21 protein-coding genes are annotated in these 23,558 nt (G+C 71.8%); 11 read left to right on the forward strand and 10 right to left on the reverse strand.

From position 1 onward, the window contains the following. Window positions 1-46 precede the first annotated feature (46 nt). The gene (locus PO879_RS09425; protein ID WP_278234649.1) at window positions 47-1,156 is read left to right on the forward strand and encodes a polyprenyl synthetase family protein; all 1,110 of its coding nucleotides are present in this window, start codon (window positions 47-49) and stop codon (window positions 1,154-1,156) included. Window positions 1,157-1,165: 9 nt separating this feature from the next. On the opposite strand, the gene PO879_RS09430 is transcribed toward PO879_RS09425, so the two are convergent. Continuing rightward, window positions 1,166-1,546: an Rv2175c family DNA-binding protein gene (locus PO879_RS09430; RefSeq protein ID WP_278234650.1), complete on the reverse strand. Its 381-nt coding sequence runs from the start codon at window positions 1,544-1,546 to the stop codon at window positions 1,166-1,168. A gap of 53 nt (window positions 1,547-1,599) precedes the next feature. Between PO879_RS09430 and pknB the strand changes: the two genes are divergently transcribed. Next, entirely contained in the window at window positions 1,600-3,609 is a 2,010-nt protein-coding gene (gene pknB / locus PO879_RS09435) for a Stk1 family PASTA domain-containing Ser/Thr kinase (RefSeq protein WP_278234651.1), read from the forward strand. On the opposite strand, the gene PO879_RS09440 is transcribed toward pknB, so the two are convergent. The 3 genes from PO879_RS09440 to PO879_RS09450 form a co-directional block, all read right to left on the reverse strand. Further along, entirely contained in the window at window positions 3,596-4,960 is a 1,365-nt protein-coding gene (locus PO879_RS09440; protein ID WP_278234652.1) for a 3-deoxy-7-phosphoheptulonate synthase class II, read from the reverse strand. The genes pknB and PO879_RS09440 overlap by 14 nt on opposite strands. Window positions 4,961-4,974: 14 nt before the next feature. Then, the gene (locus tag PO879_RS09445; RefSeq protein ID WP_278234653.1) at window positions 4,975-6,201 is read right to left on the reverse strand and encodes a pyrophosphate--fructose-6-phosphate 1-phosphotransferase; all 1,227 of its coding nucleotides are present in this window, start codon (window positions 6,199-6,201) and stop codon (window positions 4,975-4,977) included. Between the two features lie 76 nt (window positions 6,202-6,277). Beyond that, complete coding sequence (locus tag PO879_RS09450; RefSeq protein WP_278234654.1) at window positions 6,278-7,054, reverse strand: lysophospholipid acyltransferase family protein; 777 nt, start codon at window positions 7,052-7,054, stop codon at window positions 6,278-6,280. Window positions 7,055-7,096: 42 nt separating this feature from the next. On the opposite strand from PO879_RS09450, the gene PO879_RS09455 reads away from it, so the two are divergent. Beyond that, the gene (locus tag PO879_RS09455) at window positions 7,097-7,663 is read left to right on the forward strand and encodes a hypothetical protein (protein WP_278234655.1); all 567 of its coding nucleotides are present in this window, start codon (window positions 7,097-7,099) and stop codon (window positions 7,661-7,663) included. Between the two features lie 21 nt (window positions 7,664-7,684). Here the strand turns inward: PO879_RS09455 and PO879_RS09460 are convergent, their stop codons facing one another. After that, on the reverse strand, window positions 7,685-8,629 hold the full coding sequence (locus tag PO879_RS09460) for an ROK family glucokinase (RefSeq protein WP_278234656.1): 945 nt from the start codon (window positions 8,627-8,629) through the stop codon (window positions 7,685-7,687). A 227-nt stretch (window positions 8,630-8,856) separates the two neighbouring features. Between PO879_RS09460 and PO879_RS09465 the strand changes: the two genes are divergently transcribed. The 3 genes from PO879_RS09465 (at window position 8,857) to PO879_RS09475 (ending at window position 12,773) form a co-directional block, all read left to right on the forward strand. Next, window positions 8,857-10,665, forward strand: a complete 1,809-nt coding sequence (locus PO879_RS09465) for a long-chain fatty acid--CoA ligase (protein ID WP_278234657.1) — start codon at window positions 8,857-8,859, stop codon at window positions 10,663-10,665. Between the two features lie 69 nt (window positions 10,666-10,734). Further along, entirely contained in the window at window positions 10,735-12,498 is a 1,764-nt protein-coding gene (locus PO879_RS09470) for a DEDD exonuclease domain-containing protein (protein WP_278234658.1), read from the forward strand. Continuing rightward, the gene (locus PO879_RS09475) at window positions 12,492-12,773 is read left to right on the forward strand and encodes an Lrp/AsnC ligand binding domain-containing protein (RefSeq protein WP_278234659.1); all 282 of its coding nucleotides are present in this window, start codon (window positions 12,492-12,494) and stop codon (window positions 12,771-12,773) included. Before PO879_RS09470 ends, PO879_RS09475 begins: the two co-directional genes overlap by 7 nt. 63 nt (window positions 12,774-12,836) lie before the next feature. Here the strand turns inward: PO879_RS09475 and trpD are convergent, their stop codons facing one another. After that, on the reverse strand, window positions 12,837-13,901 hold the full coding sequence (trpD, locus tag PO879_RS09480; RefSeq protein ID WP_278237501.1) for an anthranilate phosphoribosyltransferase: 1,065 nt from the start codon (window positions 13,899-13,901) through the stop codon (window positions 12,837-12,839). Window positions 13,902-13,968: 67 nt separating this feature from the next. Continuing rightward, window positions 13,969-14,358 (reverse strand): hypothetical protein, encoded by a 390-nt coding sequence (locus PO879_RS09485; protein WP_278234660.1) that lies wholly within the window; start codon window positions 14,356-14,358, stop codon window positions 13,969-13,971. Window positions 14,359-14,561: 203 nt separating this feature from the next. On the opposite strand from PO879_RS09485, the gene PO879_RS09490 reads away from it, so the two are divergent. From PO879_RS09490 to PO879_RS09510, 5 genes are all read left to right on the forward strand, one after another. Continuing rightward, window positions 14,562-15,215: a heme-copper oxidase subunit III gene (locus PO879_RS09490; protein ID WP_278234661.1), complete on the forward strand. Its 654-nt coding sequence runs from the start codon at window positions 14,562-14,564 to the stop codon at window positions 15,213-15,215. A gap of 70 nt (window positions 15,216-15,285) precedes the next feature. Beyond that, window positions 15,286-16,068, forward strand: a complete 783-nt coding sequence (locus tag PO879_RS09495; RefSeq protein WP_278234662.1) for a c-type cytochrome — start codon at window positions 15,286-15,288, stop codon at window positions 16,066-16,068. Next, window positions 16,065-17,114, forward strand: a complete 1,050-nt coding sequence (locus PO879_RS09500) for a Rieske 2Fe-2S domain-containing protein (protein WP_278234663.1) — start codon at window positions 16,065-16,067, stop codon at window positions 17,112-17,114. The genes PO879_RS09495 and PO879_RS09500 overlap by 4 nt, the downstream gene beginning before the upstream one ends. Next, the gene (locus tag PO879_RS09505; protein WP_278234664.1) at window positions 17,111-18,817 is read left to right on the forward strand and encodes a cytochrome bc complex cytochrome b subunit; all 1,707 of its coding nucleotides are present in this window, start codon (window positions 17,111-17,113) and stop codon (window positions 18,815-18,817) included. Before PO879_RS09500 ends, PO879_RS09505 begins: the two co-directional genes overlap by 4 nt. Window positions 18,818-18,993: 176 nt before the next feature. Then, the gene (locus PO879_RS09510) at window positions 18,994-19,617 is read left to right on the forward strand and encodes a superoxide dismutase (protein ID WP_278234665.1); all 624 of its coding nucleotides are present in this window, start codon (window positions 18,994-18,996) and stop codon (window positions 19,615-19,617) included. Between the two features lie 589 nt (window positions 19,618-20,206). Here the strand turns inward: PO879_RS09510 and PO879_RS09515 are convergent. Genes PO879_RS09515 through coxB form a run of 3 tightly spaced genes read right to left on the reverse strand, consistent with a single transcriptional unit; the run spans window position 20,207 to window position 23,363 of the window. Next, window positions 20,207-20,608, reverse strand: coding sequence for a cytochrome c oxidase subunit 4 (locus tag PO879_RS09515; protein ID WP_278234666.1), 402 nt, complete (start codon window positions 20,606-20,608; stop codon window positions 20,207-20,209). After that, complete coding sequence (gene ctaD / locus PO879_RS09520) at window positions 20,605-22,440, reverse strand: cytochrome c oxidase subunit I (protein ID WP_278234667.1); 1,836 nt, start codon at window positions 22,438-22,440, stop codon at window positions 20,605-20,607. Before ctaD ends, PO879_RS09515 begins: the two co-directional genes overlap by 4 nt. Further along, a complete protein-coding gene (gene coxB, locus PO879_RS09525) occupies window positions 22,440-23,363 on the reverse strand; it encodes a cytochrome c oxidase subunit II (protein WP_278234668.1) in 924 nt (307 codons plus the stop codon). The genes ctaD and coxB overlap by 1 nt, the downstream gene beginning before the upstream one ends. Window positions 23,364-23,558 lie beyond the last annotated feature (195 nt).

Genomic DNA, 23,558 nt, shown 5'->3' on the forward strand with positions numbered 1-23,558 from the left:
TGTCACGAACGCGCCCCGAGACGCTCAGCACGCTTAGGCTGTGCCCATGCCTGCTGCTGCGACCCCGTTGGTCGACCTCGAGAACCTCCGCACCGACGTCGACGCGGCGCTGCGAGCCCACCTCGACCGGCTCCGGGACGAGGCCGTGGGCATCGGCGCCGGCACCACCGCCCTCACCGAGCACGTGTCCACGCTGCTCGCCGGGGGCAAGCGCCTACGAGCCGCGTTCTGCTACTGGTCGTTCCGTGCGCACGGCGGCGCCGCGACCGGGCCCGAGCGCGACGCCGTCGTCCGCATCGGCGCCGCCCTGGAGCTGTTCCAGGCGGCCGCGCTGCTGCACGACGACGTCATGGACGCCTCGGACACCCGCCGGGGCATGCCGACGGCCCACCGCGTCTTCGCCGCGCGGCACGAGGACAACGCCTGGGCCGGAGACGGCGAGCGGTTCGGCACCGCGGCGGCGATCCTGCTCGGCGACCTGTGCCTGGTCGCCTGCCACCGCGAGGCGGCCGCCGCCCTCGACGCCGTGGAGCCGGCCGTCGCCCGCGCGGCGCGCGACCTGTTCGACACCATGACGAGCGAGGTGGTCGTCGGCCAGTACCTCGACGTGCTGGTGCAGGCCGAGCCCTGGGGGCTCGACCCCGCCGGCGACGAGGAGCGCGCCCGCACCGTGCTGCGCTCGAAGTCGGCGCGCTACTCGGTCGAGCGCCCGCTCACCCTGGGCGCCGTCCTGGCCGGCGCCGACCCGGAGCAGGTCGCCGAGATCAGCGCCGTCGGGCTGCCCGTCGGCGAGGCGTTCCAGCTGCGCGACGACCTGCTCGGGGTGTTCGGCGACCCCGCCGTGACCGGCAAGCCCGCCGGGGACGACCTGCGCGAGGGCAAGCACACGGTGCTCGTCGCGCGGACCCTGGCCGACGGCGACGACGAGGCGCGCGCGCTGCTGGCCAAGCACCTCGGGGACCCCGACCTGTCCGACGCGGACGTCACCGCGCTGCGCGAGACGATCACGGCCTCCGGGGCCGTCGAGGACGTCGAGGCGCTCATCGACGAGCTCGCCAGCGGAGCGCTCGGGCGCCTGGAGGCCTCCGACCTGCGCTCCCCCGGCCGCGAGGTGCTCGCCGACCTGGCCCGGGTCGCCGTCAACCGCCGGGCGTGAGGACGCCCCTCAGCCCATCGCCTGAGCGAGCCGGCGCACCTGCGCGCGCTGGCCGGCACGCAGGGCCTCCACCGGGCTGCGTCCGAGCGTCTCGTCCGCGGTGAACAACCACCGCAGCGCCTCGGGGTCACTGAAGCCGGCGTCGCCCAGCAGGATCAGCGTGCCGCGCAGCGTCTCGAGCACGGCCGGGCCGTCGTCGGTCTCCACTACGAAGGCGGCCGGCACCTGGAAGGTGGTGCGCTCGCCCCGCTTGACGCCGACGACGTGGCGGGAGGCGACCAGCCCCCGGGCCCGGCTGACGTCGGTGCCCAGCGCGTCGGCCAGGTCGGGCAGGGTCAGCCACTCGCCGACGAGGTCGTCCAGGGGGGTCTGCGCGGATGCATCGCTCACGGCGCCAGCCTAGCCTCCGGGCCGCCGGACCCGGGTCCCCGTAGGATCGCTGCGTGGCCTCCACGACGACCGACCCTCTGCTCGGCCGCCTGGTCGACGGGCGGTACGAGATCGTCGCGCGCGTGGCCCGCGGGGGCATGGCCACCGTCTACCGCGCCAGGGACCGGCGCCTGGGCCGCGAGGTCGCGGTCAAGGTGATGCACCCGCACCTCGCCGACGGCGTGGACGGCGCCAGCTTCGTCTCCCGCTTCCGGCGCGAGGCGCGGGCCGCGGCACGCCTGTCGCACCCCGGCGTCGTCGCGGTGTTCGACCAGGGTCTCGACGGCGACACCTCCTACCTGACGATGGAGTACGTCGAGGGCAGCAACCTGCGCGCCGAGCTGCAGCAGGGACCGCTGCCCGTCGGGCGGGCCCTCGACGTGGCCGCCCAGGTGCTGGAGGCGCTCGCCGCGGCGCACCGCGTCGGTCTCGTGCACCGGGACATCAAGCCGGAGAACGTCCTGCTGGGCTCGGACGGCACCGTGAAGGTCGCCGACTTCGGCCTGGCCCGCGCCGTGACCGAGGTGACCTCGACGGCCAGCGGGACGATCCTCGGCACGGTCGCCTACCTGGCGCCCGAGGTGATCACGTCCGGCGGGACGAGCCCCGCCACGGACGTCTTCGCCGTCGGCGTGCTGCTCTCGGAGATGCTGACGGGCACCGTGCCGTACCCGGGCGAGCCACCGATCGGCGTGGCCTTCCACCACGTCCACGAGGACCTCCCGGCCCCCTCGCAGCGGGTGGACTGGCTGCCCGCGGAGCTCGACCGCCTGGTGGCGTCGTTCACGGCCCGGGACCCGCACCGCCGCCCCCCGAACGCCGACGCCGCGGGCGCGGCCGTCGCCGGGGCCCGGGCGCTGCTCGACCCGGAGATGCTCGCCCGCCGCGCGGACCGGCCGGTGCTGCCGGCCGAGGACGACCTCGACGGCGACCCGGGCACGGGGCCCGACGACGGCCCCGACGCCCTGCGGACGGGGTCCGCCGACGCCGTCGACGAGATCCCCACGGCGTTCTTCACCGAGGTGCCCACCGGCGAGCACCGCACCGAGCACCTGGTCACCGAGCCGACCCACGCCCTGGCGGGACCGGTCGGAGCCGGTCCCGCCGCCCCGGAGCGGACGCACCGGCGCGGCGCCGTGGTGTGGGCGGTGCTGCTGGTGCTGCTGCTGGGCGGGGGCGGCGCGGGCACCTGGTGGTGGTTCGCCGCCGGTCCCGGGGCCTGGACGACCGTGCCGGCGGGCCTGGTGGGTGCACCGGCCGAGGACGCCGGCGCCGCGCTCGCCGCGCTGGGCCTGGACGCCGAGACCCGGGAGCGGCACCACGACGACGTCCCGGCGGGCGACGTCGTCGCCACCGACCCGGCCTCGGGCGAGCGCGTGCGTCGCGACGGCAGCGTGGAGCTGGTCGTCTCGCTCGGGGTCCGGATGCTCACCGTGCCCGGGGACCTCGTGGGCTCGCCCCGGCAGGACGCCGAGGCCGCCCTGGACGCGGAAGGGTTCGCCGTCGAGGTCGACACCGTCCACGACGACGCCGCGCCCGAGGGCGAGGTCCTCGGCACCTCGGTCCCGGAGGGTTCCCGGCAGCGGCACGACACGGTGGTGACCCTGACGGTGTCCGACGGGCCGGCGCCGGTCAGCGTGCCCCAGGTGGTCGGGCGCTCCGCCGACGAGGCCGAGGAGGACCTGGCCGCGGCCGGTCTCGAGGTCGCCTACGCCGACCCCGAGACCTCGACGGAGGTGGCCGAGGGGCGCGTGCTCGCCCAGGACCCGGAGCAGGGCACGACGGCGCGCCGCACGGACACGGTCACGCTGACGCTGTCCGCGGGTCCGCCGCAGGCCGAGGTGCCCGACGTCACGGGCATGACCGGTGACGAGGCCACGGCCGCGCTGGAGGAGGCAGGTTTCGAGGTCGAGGTGACCGGCCTGCTCGGCGGGTGGCTGCCCGCGTTCCGCGACGAGGTGCGCGAGCAGGAGCCCACCGGCAGCGCGCCGGTGGGCTCGACCGTGACGATCACCGTCTGGTGAGCATCTCCGCGACCTGGAAGGCGGTCTCGAGGGACTGCTGGTGGTTCAGGCGCGGGTCCACGAGGGTCTCGTAGCGCTCGGCCAGGCCGGCGTCGGAGATCTCCTCGCTGCCGCCGAGGACCTCGGTGACGTCGTCGCCGGTGAGCTCCATGTGCAGGCCGCCGGGCACCGTGCCCAGGTCGCGGTGCACCTCGAAGAAACCGGTGACCTCGTCGAGCACGTCGGTGAACCGGCGGGTCTTGAAGCCGCTGTCCGAGGTGATCGTGTTGCCGTGCATCGGGTCGGTCACCCAGGTCACCGCGATGTCCGCCGCCGTCACCCGGTGCACGACGTCGGGCAGCACCTCGCGCACGCGACCGGCGCCCATGCGCGTGATGAACGTCAGACGCCCGGGGACGTTGTCCGGGTTGAGCCGCCGGGCCAGCGCGATCGCGTCGTCCGGCGTCGTCGTCGGCCCGAGCTTGACGCCCACGGGGTTGGCCACGCGGGACAGGAACTCCACGTGCGCCCCGTCGAGCTGGCGGGTGCGCTCCCCGATCCACAGGAAGTGGGCGCTGGTGTCGTAGGCCAGCCCGGAACGGGGGTCGACGCGGGTCAGGGCCCGCTCGTAGTCGAGGATGAGCGCCTCGTGGCTGAGGAAGAACTCGACCGTGCGCAGGGCGTCGAAGTCGGCCCCGCAGGCGTCCATGAACCGGATCGCCCGGTCGATCTCCGTGGCCGTGCGCTCGTAGCGGGCGTAGGCCGGGTTCTCCATGAAGCCGCGGTTCCACTCGTGCACGCGACGCAGGTCGGCGTAGCCGCCCTGCGTGAAGGCGCGCACCACGTTCGCCGTCGCGGCGGAGATCCGGTAGGCCTGCTCCAGCCGGTCGGGGTCCGGGATCCGCGACGCGGGGGTGAACGGGTGGCCGTTGACCATGTCGCCGCGGTAGCAGGGCAGCGTGACGCCGTCGCGCGTCTCGGTGTCCGCCGAGCGCGGCTTGGCGTACTGCCCGGCGAGCCGGCCCATCTTCACCACGGGGGTGCTCGCCCCGTGGGTGAGGATCACGGCCATCTGCAGGATGGTGCGGACCTTGTTGCGGATGCGCGTCGCGTTCGCGTCGGCGAACGTCTCCGCGCAGTCCCCGCCCTGCAGGAGGAACGCCTCGCCGCGGCCGGCCGCGGCGAGGCGTTCGGTGAGCGTGTCCGCCTCGGCGGGCACCACGAGCGGCGCCGCGACCGCCAGCCGGGCGGCGACGGCGTCCAGGGCGTCGGCGTCCGGCCAGACCGGCTGCTGACGTGCCTCGAAGTCGCGGAACCGGTCCAGCCCCTGCGGGTCCGTCCCGGGCGCGACGACGTCGACGGCGGTGCTCATGGTGCCCGACCGCCTCAGTGCTCGGAGGGCTGCGCCGGCACGAGCGGCTGACCGAGGTCGGCCAGCAGCGCGCCGAACCACTCCTGGTGGACGTCGAAGGCCTTGCCGCCGGCGATCCGCGGGAAGGCGATCGCCTTGAGCTTGTCCTCGTCCTCCTCGTCGTGGCCGATGACGCCGGGCTCGCCGCGCAGGGCGCACTCGACCGCCAGGTCGGTCATCGACTTGATGAGCCGCAGGTCCTCGGCGTTCGCCGCGGCGGCGCGCGAGTAGTACCCGGACTTCTGGACCATGACCTTCTCGGCGCCCAGCTTCTCGGCGAACTGCTTCGCGAACCACTGGCCCGGGTTGATCGTGTCGAGCTTGACGTGGCCGAACGGGTCGCGCTGGACCTCCTCGCCGGCCGCCTCGAGCTGGGCGACGATCTCGTGCATGCCCGCACCCTCGGACAGGAAGATGTTGACGTTGCCGTGCGTGTCCATGATCGCCTTGAGGCGCTCGGCCTCGCCGTCGATGTCGAGGGCCAGCTCGGGCAGGAACACCGCGTGCACGTCCCAGCGCTCGCGCGTGAGACCGAGCGCGGGGGCGAACTCCTGGGCGTCGAGCCACGTGCGGTACTCCGCGGCTGCGGCGGCGGTCAGCCAGCCGCAGTGGCGGCCCATGACCTCGTGCACGATGAGCATGCGCGGACCCGACCGGTGCTCGCCGATGACGTTCGCGGCGAACCCGGCGGCCTCCTCGGCCGCGGTCCAGGCGCCGAGCGACTGCTTGATCGGCACCACGTCGTTGTCGATCGTCTTGGGCAGACCGACCACGGTGAGCTCGTAGTCGTTCTCGTGCAGGTAGGCCGCGAGGTCGGCGGCGGTGGTGTTGGTGTCGTCGCCACCGATGGTGTGCAGCACGTCCACGCCGTCGGCCTTGAGCTGCTCTGCGGCGACGTGCAGCGGGTCCTGGCCCTCGGCGACCAGGCCGCGCTTGACGCAGTCGGCGGCGTTGGTGAGCTTGACGCGCGAGTTGCCGATCGGCGAGCCGCCGAAGCGGTGGAGGATGCCGGCCTGACGGCGGCCCTCGGCGTCGATCTCGATCTTCGTGCCGGTCAGCAGGCCATGGTAGCCGTACTGGTAGGCGATGATCTCGATCGACGGGTCGAGCTCGGTGTAACGCTCGATGAGGCCACCGACCGCGGACGACAGGCACGGGGCGAAGCCACCGGCGGTCAGCAGGGCCACACGACGGACCGACATGAGGGTGCAACCTCTCGTTGGGGGATGAACAGCGGTCCCCATCCTACGAGGACCGCGCCCCCCGCGCGGCACCGTCTCAGCGCTCGGGTCGCTCCGTCTCCGGTTGCGGCGACGGCTCCGGGGCGGGCCGGCGCTCCGGCGTCCCGCCCCCCGGCGTCGGGTCGACGGGCAGCCCCTGGGCGAGGCGCGCCTTGGCGGTGGCCGCGTAGACGTCGACGTACTCCTGCTCGCTCAGCCGCATGATCGCGTAGACGATCTCGTCGGTCACCGCGCGCAGCACGAACCGGTCGTTCTCCATGCCGCGGTAGCGGCTGAAGTCCAGGGGCTCGCCGATGACGACGCCGATCGGCATCGGCTTGGGCAGCACCGTCCCCAGCGGCTGGGCGACGTCCGTGCCGACCATGGCGACGGGCACCACCGGGGCGCCGGACTCCAGGGCGAGCCGGGCCACCCCGGTCTTGCCGCGGTACAGCCGCCCGTCGGGGCTGCGCGTGCCCTCGGGGTAGATGCCGAACAGGTCGCCCTCGTCCAGCACCCGCAGACCGGTGCGCAGGGCGGCCTCGCTGGCCTTGCCGCCCGAGCGGTCGACGGGGATGGTGCCGACGCCGCGCATGAACCCGGCCACCAGGCGGCCGCGCAGCCCCCTGCCGGTGAAGTAGTCGGACTTGCCGAGGAACTTCACCTGCCGGTCGAGCACGAGCGGCAGCACGAAGGAGTCGATGACGGCCAGGTGGTTGCTCGCGAGGATCGCGCCGCCCGTCGCGGGCAGGTGGTCCACGCCCCGGGTCCACGGGCGGAAGGCCAGCCGGAGCCACGGCCCCACCAGCACGTGCTTCATCACCCAGTAGAACAACGGTCCTCCTCGCGGCGTCACCGACGACAATAGAGTGTTCCCATGGCTTCATCGAACCGGGACGCGGATCCGGACGACCTCCCGGACGCCGACGTCGACGCCCGTTGGACCGACATCGTCGCACGACTGAGCGACGTGGAGCAGTCCGGCCGCGACGTCGCGCGGTCCACGCCGACCGGACCCCGGGGCGAGGACGCCGAGGGGAACGACGACGCGGGCGACGCCGACGCGGGCGACGCCGACGACACGACCGCGACGCCCGAGGTCGCCGCCCCCTCCCCCGCGCCGCGTGCGCCGGGGCCCCGCGACTGGCCCGCCTCGCCGGAGGTCGAGAGGCTGGAAGAGACTGAGTCGCACTTCGTCCCCCCGGACCCCGCGCCCATCGGGCAGCGCGACCCGCTGCTCACCCTGGCCTGGACCGTCGTCGTCGCGGTGCCCGTGCTGACCGTGCTGAGCGTCGTGCTGCGCGCCGCGCTGGCCGAGCTGTCCGTGCCCGGCTGGCTCGGACCGGCCGCCGGCGCCGCGTTCGTCGCCGCCGTCGCCGTCCTGGTCTGGCGGATGCCGAACCGTCGCGACCCCGAGGACGACGACCCCGGGGCGGTCGTCTGAGGCGTCACCGGGCCGAGCGGCTCAGCGTCGGGCCAGGTCCGCGGCGCCCACGATGCCCGCCTCGTTGCCGTGCCTGGCGAGCTCGATCTGCGCCACCGGCCGGTGGCCGAGCGCGGAGAGCTGCGCCTCGTAGGCCTTGCGGACCGGCAGGAGCAGCAGGTCCCCGGCCGCTCCGACGCCGCCGCCGATGACGAACAGCTCCGGGTCGAGCAGCGCGGCCACCGACGCGGCACCCTCGCCGATCCAGCGCCCGAGCGTGGCCAGGAGCTCGATCGCCAGCGGGTCGCCCTCCTGGGCGGCCTGCGTGACGTGCGGCCCCTGGATGTCCTCCCGGTCGCCGCCCGCCAGCTCCACCAGGCGCCGGGCCGCGTCGGGGTTCGCCACGGCGGCCTGCCGGGCGTCGCGCACCAGCGCGGAGCCGGAGGCGTACTGCTCCCAGCAGCCCTCGTGGCCGCACCCGCAGTAGTGACCGCCCGGGACGACCCGCATGTGCCCGACCTCGGCGGCCACGCCCCACTTGCCGCGCACCAGCTCGCGGTCGACGACGACGGCGCCGCCGAGACCCGTGCCGACGGTCAGCATGATCATGTCGGTGGCGTCGTGCGCGGCGCCGAACCGGAACTCGGCCCAGCCGGCGGCGTTCGCGTCGTTCTCCACCACCACCGGCACGTCCACGTCGAGCAGGTCGCCGACCCGCTGCGCCAGCGGGTACTCGCGCCAGGCGATGTTGGGGGCGAACAGCACCGAGGAGCGGTCCGGACTGACGAAACCGGCCGCGGCCAGGCCGATCGCGCCGACCTCGTGCTCCCGGGCCAGCTCCGTGCAGGCGTCGGCGATCGCACGGTCGATGCTCGCGACGTCGTCGGCGGCGGTGTCCCGCCGGACCTTGGCCAGGATGCGCCCGGCCTCGTCCACGACGCCGACGGCGATCTTGGTTCCGCCGATGTCGACTCCGATGGCGTGCATGCGTACGACCTCACGTTCGCTCGTCGGGGGCGTGGCGCGGACACGTGTCTCGCACCGGCGCCTGAGGGATCGGCGCGCGCCGACGCGCCGGGGACAGCCTACCGACCTCCACGTGGCCTGCACGCACCGTCCACCTGGCGACCCACGACGTGGACGAGACTGGTCGGCGCGGGCGCTGCGACGCGGTATCGTGACCGCCGTCGGACAGCCCTGCCACTGGAGTCAGCATGGACGAGATCACCACCCCGCAGCTCGTTGAGCTCCCCGCCACGTCGAACCTCAACGACCTCCTCGCCGAACGCATCGCGCCGGACCCGTCGGCGACGGTGGTCGAGCGCCCCGGGCCCTCCGGGTGGGAGGCGATCAGCGGGACCGACTTCGACGCGCAGGTCGTGGCGGTGGCCAAGGGACTCGTCGCACGGGGCGTGCAGCCCGGCGAGGCCGTCGGGATCATGTCGCACACCCGCTACGAGTGGACCCTCCTGGACTTCGCCGCCTGGGCGGCCGGCGCCGTGCCGGTGCCGATCTACGAGACCTCCTCGCGCGACCAGGTCGAGTGGATCGTCACGGACTCCGGCACGACGCTCGTCGTGGCCGAGGACGCCGAGATGGCCGGCATCGTCAAGCAGGTCCAGCAGACCGCGCCCACGCTGCGCGAGGTGTTCTCGCTCGAGGACGGCGCGATCGCGGACCTCACCGCCGCCGGCGCCGAGGTCGAGGACGCCGAGATCGAGCGCCGGCGCGGCCTGGCGAACCTCGACGACGTCGCCACCATCATCTACACCTCGGGCACGACCGGACGCCCCAAGGGTGCGGAGCTCACGCACGGCAACTTCGCGCTGCTGACCAAGAACGCCGTCGCGGCCGTGCCGGAGGTCTTCGCCTCCGGCGGTCGGACGCTGCTGTTCCTGCCGCTGGCGCACGTCTTCGCCCGGTTCGTCGAGGTGCTCGCCGTCGCCGGCGGCACGGTGCTCGGCCACTGGGGCGACACCAAGACGGTCACCGAGGGCCTGGCCGAGTTCAAGCCCACCTACGTGCTCGCCGTCCCGCGCGTGTTCGAGAAGGTCTACAACTCGGCGGAGCAGAAGGCCGCCGCGGGCGGCAAGCTGAAGATCTTCCACTGGGCGTCCGCCACGGCGATCGCGTGGTCGCGGGCCCAGGACACCGGCGGCCCCTCGTTCTGGCTGAACGTGCAGCACAAGGTCGCGGACCGGCTCGTCTACAGCAAGCTGCGCGGGGCGCTCGGCGGCGAGGCACGCCACGCCGTCTCCGGCGGCGGCCCGCTGGGCGAGCGGCTCGGCCACTTCTTCCGGGGCATCGGCCTGACGATCATCGAGGGCTACGGCCTGACCGAGACGACGGCGCCGACCTCCGTCAACCGGCCGGGCAACAACCGCATCGGCAGCGTCGGCGAGCAGCTGCCGGGCTGCGGGGTCAAGATCGCCGAGGACGGCGAGATCCTGCTGCGCGGCGTGCAGGTCTTCCGCGGCTACCACGGCAACCCCGAGGCGACGGCGGAGTCCTTCGACGGCGACTGGTTCCGCACCGGCGACCTCGGCTCGCTGGACGACGACGGCTTCCTGCGGATCACCGGCCGCAAGAAGGAGATCATCGTGACCGCGGGCGGCAAGAACGTCGCCCCCGCGGTGCTCGAGGACCGCATCCGCGCCCACGCGCTGGTCAGCCAGTGCGTCGTCGTCGGGGACAACCGCCCGTTCATCGGCGCCCTGATCACCCTCGACCCGGACGGCCTGCCCGGCTGGTGCAAGATGCACGACAAGCCGGAGCTCAGCGTGGCCCAGGCCAAGGAGGACCCGGACGTGCTGGCCGCCCTGGACCACGCCGTCACCCGGGCCAACGAGGCCGTGTCGCGCGCGGAGTCGATCCGCAAGTTCGCCATCCTGCCGGAGGACCTGACGGTGGAGAACAGCTACCTCACGCCCTCGATGAAGGTCCGTCGCTCCGTCGTGCTCGACGACTTCGCCGCCGACGTCGACGCGCTCTACGAGGACACCCGGGAGCAGTCCCCCAGCTGACCGGACGGCCGGGCCGGCTCGTGCCGGCCCGGCCGCTGCCTGTCGGTGGCGCCCGCTAGCGTCGCGGCCATGTCGATCACGTCCGCCCGGGCGGAGCCGGGGACGAGCGTCCAGCCGTCGTTCGCCGACCTGGGGACCCCGCTGCAGGACGTCACGTTCGTCGTCGTGGACCTGGAGACCACCGGCAGCCGCGCCGAGGACGCCGGCATCACCGAGATCGGCGCGGTCAAGGTCCGCGGCGGCGAGGTGCTCGGCGAGTTCCAGTCGCTGGTCAACCCCGGCCGCCCCGTCCCGGCGTTCGTGGCCCGCCTGACGGGCATCACCACGCAGATGGTGGCCACGGCCCCCGACCCGGACCTGGTCCTGCCGAGCTTCCTGGAGTTCGCCCACGACGCCGTGCTCGTGGCGCACAACGCCCCGTTCGACGTCGGCTTCCTGCGCGCCGCGTGCGCCGAGCTGGGCTACGCCTGGCCGGGGTTCGCCGTCGTCGACACCCTGCCGCTGGCCCGGCGCGTCGTGACGCGCGACGAGGCCCGCAACCACAAGCTGTCCACCCTCGCGGCGCTGTTCCGCGCCGGCACCTCGCCCGACCACCGCGCGCTGGCCGACGCCCGCGCGACGGTGGACGTGCTGCACGGGCTGCTGGAACGGCTCGCCCCGCTGGGCGTGACGCACCTGGAGGACCTGGCCACGGCGTCGGACCCGGTGCCCGCCGACGTGCGGCGCAAGGCGACGCTCGCCGACGGCCTGCCGTCCTCCCCCGGCGTCTACCTCTTCCGGGGACCGGACGAGGAGGTGCTGTACGTGGGCACCTCGACCAATATCCGTCAACGGGTCCGGTCGTACTTCACCGCGGCCGAGAAGCGCCGTCGCATGACGGAGATGGTGCGTATCGCGCACGCCGTGACCCCCGTGGTGTGCGCGACGCCGCTCGAGGCCCGTGTGCGCGAGCTACGGCTCATCGCCGAGCACTCCCCGCGCTACAACCGGCGCTCCAAGCATCCCGAGCGACGCACGTGGGTGCGCCTGACCGACGAGGCCTACCCCCGGCTCTCGGTCGTGACCGAGGTCCGCGGCGACACACCGCACATCGGACCGTTCACCTCGCGCCGCACGGCGACCGCCGCCGTCGACGCCCTGCACGACGCGCTCGGGCTGCGGCAGTGCACCCAGCGCCTGCCGCTGGTGGCGCGGGAGCGGCGCAGCCCGTGCGCGCTCGCCGGCCTGGACCGGTGCTCGGCGCCGTGCACCGCCGTCGGGACGCCCGACGTCGGCTACGCCGACGTCGTGGCCGAGGCGACCCGGGCGCTGACCGGCGACCCCCAGGTCGTGCTGCGCGCCCTCGGCGACCGGGTGGCACGGCTGGCCGCCGAGGAGCGGTACGAGGAAGCGGGCCAGGTCACGGCCCGGCTGCGCGCCTTCGTCGGCGCGGCGGCGCGCGCCCAGCGGCTGGACCCCCTGAGCCGCTGCGCGGAGCTGGTGGCGGCGCGCCCGACGGCGGACGGAGGCTGGGAGCTGGTCGTCGTGCGGTACGCACGGCTGGCCGCCACCGCGGTCAGCCCGCCCGGCGAGGACCCGTGGCCGGTCGTGCACGCGCTGCGGGCGACCGCCGAGGTGGTCGAGGCGCCCGCACCGCCCGCCCCGGCCGGGCACCCGGAGGAGGCGGCGCTGCTGCTCGACTGGCTCGAGCAGTCGGACGTGCGGCTCGTCGACGTCTCGGACCCGTGGACGTGCCCGGTCCGCTCGGCCGTGGCCCACGCCGACCTCGACGACGTGGCCGCCACCGTGGCGCTGGCGGTGGGCGGCGCCGTCGATACGATGGCGGCATGCTGACCGCCATCGTGCTGATCGACACCGCCGCCGACCAGATCCCCGAGGTCGCGTCCCGGGTCACCGACCTGCCCGGGGTGAGCGAGGTCTACTCGGTCACCGGCAAGGCGGACCTGGTCGCGATGGTGCGCGTGCGCGAGCACGACGCCCTGTCCGAGGTCATCGCCGACGGGATCAGCAAGGTGCCGGGCGTGCTGCGCACGGAGACGCTCATCGCCTTCCGCGCCTACTCGCACGTGGACCTCGAGCAGGCGTTCGCCCTCGGTCTGGACGACTGACCGCCGCCCGCGGCGTCGGCTCGCCGCGGGCGGCGGGTCACCACCGTCTCAGGCGGCCGGACCTCAGCGCTGCGTCGCGGCGACCCAGCGTTCCAGCACGTCGCTCGTGCGCCCGTCGTCGATGCTGCGGGCGGCGTGCTCGACCCCCGCGGCCAGCCGCTGCGAGAGCGTGCCCTGCGCCGTGCCGGCCAACGACCCGTCGGCCACCAGCGCCGCCGCCGCGTTGAGCAGCACCGTCTCGCGCACGGGACCGCGGTCGGCGCCGGCGAACACCCCGCGCGCCACCTCCGCGTTGTGCGCGGCGTCGCCGCCGCGCAGGTCGGCGACCTCGATGCGCTGCAGGCCGAGGTCGGCGGCGGCGTCGAACCGTTCCTCGGTCACCGCGCCCTCGCGCACCTCCCACACGTCGGTCCCGCCGGTGGCCGCGAGCTCGTCCAGCCCGTCGTCGCCGCGGAACACCAGGGCACGGGTGCCGCGGGAGGCGAGGACCCCGGCCATCAACGGAGCCATCCGCGCGTCCGCGCAGCCCACGGCCGTGGCGCCCGGCTGGGCGGGGTTCGTCAGCGGCCCCAGGAAGTTGAACGCGGTGGCAATCCCGAGGTCGCGGCGCGCCGTACCGGCGTGCCGCATCGAGGGGTGGAACAGCCCGGCGAAGCAGAAGGTGATGCCGACCTCGGTGGCGATCTCGGCGACCCGTTCGGCCGGCTGGTCGAGCCGCACGCCGAGGGCCTCGAGGACGTCCGCCGAGCCGGAGGACGACGACGCCGCCCGGTTGCCGTGCTTGACGACCCGCGTCCCGGTCCCGGCCACCACGACCGCGGCCATGGTGGAGATGTTGACGGTGTGGTGGCGGTCCCCGCCGGTGCCGACGAGGTCGACCGCCGGGCCGGGGACCGCGATGCGGGTCGCGTGCGAGAGCATCGCGTCGGCCAGGCCCGTCAGCTCGGCGGCCGTCTCCCCCTTGGCCCGCAGGCCGACCAGGAAGCCCGCGAGCCGGGCCGGGGGGACCTCGCCCGCCATGACCTCGTCCATCGCCCAGGCGGTCTGCTCGGCCGTGAGGTCGTGGCCGGCGACGAGCTCGGAGAGCACGCCGGGCCAGGTGGGTGCGGTCGGGTCGCTGGTGGGCACGGCGGTGTTCTCCTGGGGTTCGCGGTCGACGGGCAGGGCGGACGGGGCAGCGGGCGCCACCGCCCGCTCAGGCCACCGGGGCCAGCGCGTCCGCGACGGTGCGCTGCACGGCGAAGGGCTCGAGCGGGCGCGGCACCACCGCGTCCGCGAGCGACCATGATGCCAGCCAGGCGTCGTCGGGGCGGCCGGTCAGCACGACGATCGGCGGGCAGTCGTAGACCTCGTTCTTGAGCTGCCGGCACAGGCCCATGCCGCCGGCCTTGTCCGCCTCGCCGTCGAGCACGAGCAGGTCGAAGCGGCGGGCGGACACCGCGGACGTCACGGCCGGGGCGGTCGCCGCCTCGAACCACTCGATCGACGGAGCGTCGGCACCCAGCCGGGGTCCGACGGCGAGTCGCACCTGTTCGCGCACCGTGCGGTCGTCGCTGTACAGCAGGACCCGGGGGCCGTTCGTCATCGAGCATCCCTTTCGCAGTCGTTTGGTGGCATCGTGGCACAGGTCCGTCACCTCGGTCAGCCCGATCGGGTGGCGTTTTCGTGGCACTGTCCTGGTATCCGTCACGATAGACCGCCGCAGCCGCTCATTTCTGCAGATTCGGTGGTGGTGGTCTCCACGGAAAGCGCGGTTCTGGTCCTCGAACCTTCCGCACGTCGGCCATAATGGGTCGCGTGTCGACCGCAACGGCTGCTGCCCCCCACGCCCACCAGCACGTGACCGTGAACCGACCGAACACCGTCTCGGTCGGGACGATCGTGTGGCTCGCCAGCGAGCTCATGTTCTTCGCGGGCCTCTTCGCGATGTACTTCACGGTGCGCTCCGTGATGCCCGAGGAGGAGTGGGCCGCCCAGGCCGACAACGTCTCGCTCGTGTTCCCGGCGATCAACACCACGATCCTGGTCCTGTCCTCGGTGACCTGCCAGCTGGGCGTCTGGGCCGCCGAGCGGTTCCAGCCGGTGCGGACCGGCTCGCTGCTGCAGGTGAACCGGTGGGGCATGAACGAGTGGATGACGCTCACCTACCTCATGGGCTCGTTCTTCATCGCCGGGCAGATCTTCGAGTACGCCGAGCTCGTCGAGCACGGCCTGACGATCTCCTCCAGCGCCTACGGCTCCGTCTTCTACCTCGCCACCGGGTTCCACGGTCTGCACGTGGTCGGCGGCCTGATCGCCTTCCTGTTCCTGCTCGGCCGGTCCTTCCGCGCCAAGCGGTTCACGCACCACGAGGTGACCACGGGACTCGTGGTCTCCTACTACTGGCACTTCGTCGACGTCGTGTGGATCGCCCTCTTCGCGGTGATCTACCTGCTGAAGTGATCACACCGGCTCGGCGCGGTCGCCGACCCCACGTCCCTGCACCATTCACCTTCGAGACGAGGACAATTTCGTGAAGGCACTCGCCGCCCGCCGGCACCACCGGGCCGCCCCGGTCGTGCTGATGCTGCTGGCGCTGCTGCTCACGGGCGGCGTGTACGCCGTCCTGGCACCGAGCTCGGCCACGGCCGACACCGCCAGCACAGCGAACGACGTGGAAGAGGGCGAACGCCTCTTCCAGGCCAACTGCGCCACGTGCCACGGCCCGAACGCCGAGGGCACCTCCGAGGCGCCCTCCCTGGTGGGCGTGGGTGCGGCGTCGGTCGACTTCCAGGTCTCGACCGGTCGGATGCCGATGCAGATGAACGGCCCCCAGGCGGCACCCAAGCCCCCGCAGATGGACGAGGAGCAGACGGCGCAGCTGGCTGCCTACGTCGCGTCGCTCGGCGCGGGCCCGGCGATCCCGACCGACGAGCAGGTGGACGGCGCCGAGGGTGACCCGTCGAACGGCGCCCTGCTGTTCCGCACCAACTGCGCGATGTGCCACAACGCCGTCGGCGCCGGTGGCGCGCTCTCCGAGGGCAAGTGGGCGCCGCCCCTGTACGACGTCTCGGAGCGGAACATCTACCAGGCCATGCTGACCGGCCCGCAGTCGATGCCGGTCTTCAACGACGCCAACATCACGCCCGACGAGAAGCGCGACATCATCGCGTACCTGATCGAGCAGCGCGACGGGTCGGCCGGTGGGCTGTCCCTCGGCTCTCTCGGGCCCGTCAGCGAAGGCGTGTGGGCATGGGTCGTCGGCCTCGGGCTGATGATCGGTGCCGCTGTGTGGATCGGAGCGAAGTCCTCGTGAGCGAGAACCAGAACCCCACCCCCGGCCGCGACGTCAGCACGACGTCGGAGGCCCAGCACCCCGAGCGGTTCACCGACCCGGGCGTGCCCGAGCACAAGCCGCGGCTGACCGACACCGACCCGGCGGCGCGCAAGCGCAACGAGCGGATCGTCGTGATCCTGTTCGCGATCTCCTGCCTCGGTGCGATCGCCAGCATCGTGGCCTACTTCGCGTTCCGACCCGACGGCACCACCGAGGGCACCCGGCTGTCCACGGTCATGCTGGGCACCACGATGGCCGTGTCGCTGCTCGGCATCGGTATCGCCGCGATCCACTGGGCCAAGTCGCTCATGAGCGACCACGAGCACGTGGACGAGCGGCACGAGCTCGCGAGCTCGCCGGAGGTCCGCGAGGTCGCCGTCCAGCACCTCACCGACGGTGTCGAGGACTCCGGCATCGCCCGCCGCGGCGTGCTCAAGGGGGCCGCGGTCTCCGCGCTCGCCCTCTTCCCGCTCACCTTCGCCGTGCCGCTGATCTCCAGCGTCGGCGGTGACTGGGACATCTCCAAGTTCCGGCACACCCTGTGGGAGCGGGGCAAGCGCCTCGCCTACGACCCCACGGGTCGGCCGATCAGGGCCGCCGACCTCACCGTCGGCTCCGCGGCGCATGTCATCCCGGAGGAGTCCGAGGAGTACATGCAGTCGCACGACTGGATCACCGAGAAGGCCAAGGCCGTCGTGCTGCTCGTCCGGCTCAACCCGGAGGACCTGCGTTCCGACCAGTCCCCCGAGGGCGAGACCTGGTCGTACGACGGAATCGTGGCATACTCGAAGATCTGCACCCACGTCGGATGCCCGGTGGCACTGTACGAGCAGCAGACGCACCACCTGCTCTGCCCGTGCCACCAGTCCACATTCGACATGGCCGATGGCGCGAAGGTCGTCTTCGGACCGGCGAACCGGCCGCTGCCCCAGCTGCCGATCACGGTCGACGACGAGGGCTACCTCATCGCGCAGGACGACTTCGCCGAGCCCGTCGGACCGAGTTTCTGGGAGCGACTGAAGTGAGCACCGAGACCACCGCGTCGAGCAACGACGCCCCGAAGACCGCGGCCGGCAAGACCGCCGACTACCTCGACCAGCGCACCAGTGTCGGCGGCGCCGTCAAGGAGTTCGCGCGCAAGGTCTTCCCGGACCACTGGTCGTTCATGCTGGGCGAGATCGCCCTGTTCTCGTTCGTCGTGCTGCTGCTGACGGGCGTGTTCCTGACCATGTTCTTCGACCCGTCGATGGCGCTCGAGGAGTACCACGGCGCCGGCCCGGAGACGATGCAGGGCCAGCTCATGTCCGTGGCCTTCGCCTCGACGCTGGACCTCTCGTTCGAGGTGCGCGGCGGTCTGCTCATGCGGCAGATCCACCACTGGGCGGCCCTGATCTTCATGGCCGCGATCGTGGTGCACATGATGCGCGTGTTCTTCACCGGCGCGTTCCGCAAGCCGCGCGAGATCAACTGGCTCGTCGGCACCGTCCTGCTGATCCTGGGCCTGGCCGCCGGCTTCTCCGGCTACTCCCTGCCGGACGACGTGCTCTCCGGCAACGGCCTGCGCATCACCGACGGCGTCATCAAGTCGATCCCCGTGATCGGCTCGTACATGTCGTACTTCGTCTTTGGCGGCGAGTTCCCGGGCGAGCACATCATCCCGCGCCTGTTCACCGTGCACATCCTGCTGGTGCCGGCGCTGATCCTCGCTCTGATCGGTGTGCACCTGTTCCTCATGGTGCTGCACAAGCACACCCAGTTCCCGGGCGGCGGCCGCACCGACAAGAACGTCGTCGGCTACCCGCTCTTCCCCGTCTACATCGCCAAGATGGGCGGCAACTTCTTCATCGTCTTCGGCATCCTCGCCCTGATGGGTGCCACGATGAGCATCAACAACGTCTGGAACTATGGGCCGTACGACCCCTCCCCCGTCGGCGCCGGTGCGCAGCCCGACTGGTACATGCTGTTTCTCGAGGGATCGTTGCGTCTGATGCCGGGTGCGGGGACGGAGTGGGTCCTCTTCGGCTACACGCTGTCCCTCAACGTGCTGATCCCCGCCGTGGTGATCCCGGGTCTGCTGTTCACGTTCCTGTTCGCCTACCCGTTCGTCGAGGCCAAGGTGACCGGTGACAAGCGTGAGCACCACGTCCTGGACCGCCCGCGCAACGTCCCCGTCCGCACGGGCCTGGGAGTCGCGTTCCTGACGGCGTTCATCATCCTGGCGCTCGCCGGGTCGAACGACCTCATCGCGACGCACTTCGGGATGTCGCTCAACCAGATCACCTGGGCCTTCCGCATCTTGTTCTTCGCCGGACCGGTCATCGCGTTCTGGATCACCAAGCGGATCTGCCTCGGCCTGCAGCGCAAGGACCGCGAGCTTGTCCTCCACGGGCACGAGACCGGTCGGATCGTGCGGTTCGCCAACGGCGAGTACATCGAGGTCCACCGTCCGCTGGACGAGCAGGAGCGCTGGCTGCGCGTCAACTACACCGCGCACAAGCCGCTCGAGATCGAGCCCGCCACGGACGCACGGGGCGTCAAGCGTCCGGGCTACAAGGCCGAGAAGCGCTGGCAGCGTCTGTCGCGGTTCTTCTACGAGGACCGCGTCGAGCCGGTGACCCCGGCCGAGCTCGCCGCCGCCCACTCGCACGGTGAGCACGACGAGATCGCTGCCGCCCAGACCTCCCCCGAGGTGACCTCGGGGGCGACGAACGTCGAGCAGGAGCGCTGAGACTCCTGCCAGGTTCCGACAGAGGCCCGCGTGCCCGATGACCCGCTCCGGCGGGCACGGCACGCGGGTCTCTGTCTATCCTGCACCGGGGGTCGGTACGGCTGACCCACCGGGACGACGAGACACACGCCGCACACGTTCGACGTGGTGCGGCCCGACACCGGAGGTACACCAGCATGGCCGTCTACACGCTGCCTGACCTGCCCTACGACTACAGCGCCCTCGAGCCGCACATCAGCGGCAAGATCATGGAGCTGCACCACGACAAGCACCACGCCGCCTACGTCGCCGGCGCGAACACCGCGCTGGACAAGCTGGCCGAGGCGCGCGAGTCGGGCGACCTCGCGGCGGTCAACCTGCACGAGAAGAACCTCGCGTTCAACCTCGGCGGGCACACCAACCACACCATCTTCTGGAACAACCTGTCCCCCGAGGGCGGCGGCGAGCCCACCGGCGAGCTGGCCGAGGCCATCAAGGACCAGTTCGGCTCCTTCGCCGCGTTCCAGGCGCACTTCGCCGCCACCGCCACCGGCATCCAGGGCTCCGGCTGGGCCGTGCTCGGCTGGGACTCCATCGGCCAGCGGATGCTGATCTTCCAGCTCTTCGACCAGCAGGCCAACGTCCCGGTCGGCATCACCCCGCTGCTCATGCTCGACATGTGGGAGCACGCCTTCTACCTGGACTACCTCAACGTCAAGGCCGAGTACGTCAAGGCGTTCTGGAACCTCGCCAACTGGCAGGACGTCGCCGCCCGCCTCGAGCGCGCCCGCACCGCCACGAACGGCCTCCTGACCGCCTGAGAGGCCGCACGGGCCCACACAGGGCCTTGGCGAACCGCGAGAGCCCCGGACAGCTGTGCTGTCCGGGGCTCTCCTCGTCCCGCCAGGTAGGCAATCTCCAGCCGAGGTAGGCATCCTCCAGCCGAGGTAGGCAAGTTCCGGCCGAGGTAGGCAACCCCGGCCGGGAATGGGGCTCCATCCCGCGAGGCGGACGACCTTCCGGCGAGGCAGTGCGCCGTGTCCGTGAGGTCCGGTGAGGCCGACGCACTGACCGGGCGGGCGACGTCCGGCTTGGTCTGCCGGCCCTCGTGGCTGGGAAGCCTTCCCGGATGGCCCGAGGCAGGGTACGCGGACGGCCGGCCCCCACATGGCCCGGTGCGACAAGACCTCCCAGATCTACCGCACGGCCACACGGTGGCCTACTTCGGAGGGATGTTGCCTACTTCGGCCGGAGGTTGCCTACCTCGGCCGGAGGTTTGCCTACCTGGTGGGGACCTTGCCTACCTCGGCCCAGAGTTGCCTACCTCGCCGGGAGGTTGCCTACCTCGCGGGACGACGAGAGGGGCCCTGCACCATGCGGTGCAGGACCCCTTTCGAGGAACGCTGTGGATCAGTGGGCGTGCTGTCCCCGGCTGAACTCGAAGACCCAGCCGACGAGCCCGATGACGCCGACGATCGTGGCGATGTAGAACACCCACCAGCCGACGGCGAGCCCCAGGAAGGCGGCGGCCGCGGCGGCACCGATGACGAGCGGCCACCAGGACCACGGGGCGTAGACGCCCTGGTCGCCGGCACCCTGCTCGATCTCGCCGTTCTCGTCGTCCTCCGGACGCGGGTCGGTGTGCTTCGCCTGGACGACCAGGTAGGCCCCGATCATGGCCATGAGGGCTCCGACGAGCGGGATGCCCAGGTAACCCACCGGCTCCGTGAAGCCGGTGAACAGCCCGTACAGCACACCGACGACCACGAAGAACGGCGCGGTCCAGACGAAGAGCCGGATCTCGATCTTCACTTGGAGTCCTCCTCGCCCTCGGCCGGGCGGTCAGCGTCGAGGACGGTCGTGCTCGACTGGTGCTTCTCGGGGTAGTCCTTCCAGCTGAGCTCCTCGACCATCTCGTGCTGGCCGGTGCGGTCCGCTCCGCCGTAGACGCGCTCCAGGGCGCCCTCGTTCAGGTGAGGGTCCTCCATCGCGGCGACCTCCGGGTGGTGGAGGTCGAACGCCGGCGACTCCGAGCGGATCCGCGGCAGCGAGGTGAAGTTGTGCCGCGGCGGCGGGCAGGACGTCGCCCACTCGAGCGAGCGGCCGTAGCCCCACGGGTCGTCGACCTGCACCTTGGGGGCGTTCCGCCACGTGGTGTACACGTTCCACAGGAACGGCAGCGTCGAGGCGGCGAGGATGAACGCACCGACCGTCGAGAGCTGGTTCTCCCAGGTGAAGCCCTCCTCGGGCAGGTAGTCCGCGTACCGGCGGGCCATGCCCTCGACGCCCAGCCAGTGCTGGACGAGGAACGTCATGTGGAAGCCGACGAACAGGATCCAGAAGTGGATCTTGCCGAGGCGCTCGTTGAGCATGCGCCCGGTGAACTTCGGCCACCAGAAGTAGAAGCCGGCGAACATCGCGAACACCACGGTGCCGAAGACGACGTAGTGGAAGTGCGCCACGACGAAGTACGAGTCGGACAGGTGGAAGTCGAGCGCCGGGCTGGACAGGATGATGCCGGTCAGACCACCGAAGAGGAAGGTCACCAGGAAGCCGATCGACCAGAGCATCGGTGTCTCGAAGGTGATCTTCCCTCGCCACAGCGTGCCGATCCAGTTGAAGAACTTCACGCCGGTCGGGATCGCGATGAGCATCGTCATGAAGGCGAAGAACGGCAGCAGCACCGCACCGGTGACGTACATGTGGTGGGCCCACACCGTCACCGACAGGGCGGCGATCGCGATCGTCGCGTAGACCAGGCCCTTGTAGCCGAAGATCGGCTTCCGGCTGAAGACCGGGAAGATCTCGGACACGATGCCGAAGAACGGCAGCGCGATGATGTACACCTCGGGGTGGCCGAAGAACCAGAACAGGTGCTGCCACAGCACCGCTCCCCCGTTGTCCGGGTTGAACACCTGGGCGTCGAACCGGCGGTCCGCACCGAGGGCGAACAGCGCCGCGGCCAGCGGCGGGAACGCCATGAGGACCAGCAGGCTGGTGACCAGGGTGTTCCAGGTGAAGATCGGCATCCGGAACATCGTCATGCCGGGCGCACGCATGCAGATGATCGTGGTGATGAAGTTGACGGCACCGAGGATGGTGCCGAAACCACCCAGGGCGAGGCCGAAGACCCACAGGTCTCCCCCGAGGCCTGGACTGAACGTCGTGTTCGACAGCGGCGCATAGGCGAACCAGCCGAAGGAGGCCGCGCCCTGCGGGGTGAAGAAGCCGCCGGCGGCGATGAGCCCGCCGAACAGGAACAGCCAGTACGCGAACATGTTCAGACGCGGGAACGCGACGTCCGGCGCACCGATCTGCAGCGGCATGATGACGTTGGCGAAGCCCGCGAACAGCGGCGTCGCGAACAGCAGCAGCATGATCGTGCCGTGCATCGTGAAGAGCTGGTTGTACTGCTCCTTGCTCTGCACGAGCTGGATGCCCGGCTCGAAGAGCTCGGCGCGGATGAGCAGCGCGAGGATGCCTCCCACGGCGAACCAGAGGAACGACGTGATGAGGTACATGTACCCGATCGTCTTGTGGTCGGTGGAGGTGATCCACTTGACCACGGTGCGACCCAGCGTCTGGCGCCTCGGCTGCAGGCCGGGGACGACCTCGGCGCCGTAGGCGGTCTCGGTGGTGGCCATCAGCCCTCGACCTCCGGGATCGTCTCGTCAGTGGAGAACTCGGAGTGCTGCTGGCGGTTCAGGTCCAGACCGAGCTCGCCGGTCTGACCCTGAGCGCGCAGCTCCTCCATCTGTGCGTCGTACTCGGCGCGGTCGACGACCTCGACGTTGAAGAGCATGCCGGAGTGGAACTCGCCGCAGAGCTCGGCGCACTTGCCGGCGTAGGTGCCTTCACGCTCGGGGACGACCTGGAACGTGTTCGTCTTGCCCGGGATCATGTCCATCTTGAACAGGAACGCCGGGATCCAGAAGGAGTGGATGACGTCACGGGAGTCGACGGTGAACTCGACGCGCTCACCGACGGGCAGGTACAGCGTCGGCAGGTCCTCGGAGGTCCCGGGAGCGTCGTTGACCGTCTCCTCCTCCGTCACGGAACCCGGCTCCAGCAGGTGCTGGCCGGTCTCGTAGACGTCGTCGTCGAGGTAGTTGAAGTCCCAGCTCCACTGCTTGCCGATGACCTGGATGTTGACGTCGGGCTCCTCGGAGGTGTCGAGGATCGCCGTCATGTCGCGGTTCGTGTAGAAGAACAGCACGAGGATCATGAGCGTCGGCACGATCGTGTACATGATCTCGAGCGGCATGTGGTACCGCGTCTGGACCGGCAGTCGCTCGTCGCCGCGGCGCTTGCGGTAGGCGGCGACGCACCAGAGCATGAGGCCCCAGGTGATGACGCCGACGGCGAGCGCGGCGACCCACGAGCCGTTCCACAGGTTGGTGATCCGCTCGGTCTGGTTCGTCACCTCCCCGTCGGTGTATCCCGGGAGGTATCCGCGCTGGACGGCGTCGCTGGCGCAGCCGGTGGCGAACGCTGCGACCGCGACGGCGAGCGCCGTCGCACGCAGCGCCATCGACCGCCGGGTGCGGGTGGTGCTCTTCGAGTGCAAGGGAGGCCTTTCACGTCTCGTCCGACCGCCGCGTCCTGAGGCAGGGCGCACGGGTGGGACCTTCGTCCTCGATGGGAGCAGCCTAGCGCGACCTTCACGGTTTCGACGCCAGAAGACCCCCCTTCCTACGTGACGGGACAGGGTCCCGACGTCGCCATCCGCCCTGTTCGCGACGCCCGGCTGGGCCGTGTCAGA

Origin of the sequence: Isoptericola sp. AK164, from assembly GCF_029643425.1 — a bacterium.
GTDB lineage: Bacteria > Actinomycetota > Actinomycetes > Actinomycetales > Cellulomonadaceae > Isoptericola > Isoptericola haloaureus.

Bases quoted from the DNA above. Each gene is read 5' to 3' on its own strand.
- PO879_RS09425 (WP_278234649.1), top strand. From the start codon at position 47: ATGCCTGCTGCTGCGACCCCGTTGGTCGACCTCGAGAACCTCCGCACC.
- PO879_RS09440 (WP_278234652.1), bottom strand. From the start codon at position 4,960: ATGAGCACCGCCGTCGACGTCGTCGCGCCCGGGACGGACCCGCAGGGG.
- PO879_RS09445 (WP_278234653.1), bottom strand. From the start codon at position 6,201: ATGTCGGTCCGTCGTGTGGCCCTGCTGACCGCCGGTGGCTTCGCCCCG.
- PO879_RS09455 (WP_278234655.1), top strand. From the start codon at position 7,097: ATGGCTTCATCGAACCGGGACGCGGATCCGGACGACCTCCCGGACGCC.
- PO879_RS09460 (WP_278234656.1), bottom strand. From the start codon at position 8,629: ATGCACGCCATCGGAGTCGACATCGGCGGAACCAAGATCGCCGTCGGC.
- PO879_RS09465 (WP_278234657.1), top strand. From the start codon at position 8,857: ATGGACGAGATCACCACCCCGCAGCTCGTTGAGCTCCCCGCCACGTCG.
- PO879_RS09470 (WP_278234658.1), top strand. From the start codon at position 10,735: ATGTCGATCACGTCCGCCCGGGCGGAGCCGGGGACGAGCGTCCAGCCG.
- PO879_RS09475 (WP_278234659.1), top strand. From the start codon at position 12,492: ATGCTGACCGCCATCGTGCTGATCGACACCGCCGCCGACCAGATCCCC.
- PO879_RS09485 (WP_278234660.1), bottom strand. From the start codon at position 14,358: ATGACGAACGGCCCCCGGGTCCTGCTGTACAGCGACGACCGCACGGTG.
- PO879_RS09490 (WP_278234661.1), top strand. From the start codon at position 14,562: ATGGGTCGCGTGTCGACCGCAACGGCTGCTGCCCCCCACGCCCACCAG.
- PO879_RS09510 (WP_278234665.1), top strand. From the start codon at position 18,994: ATGGCCGTCTACACGCTGCCTGACCTGCCCTACGACTACAGCGCCCTC.
- ctaD (WP_278234667.1), bottom strand. From the start codon at position 22,440: ATGGCCACCACCGAGACCGCCTACGGCGCCGAGGTCGTCCCCGGCCTG.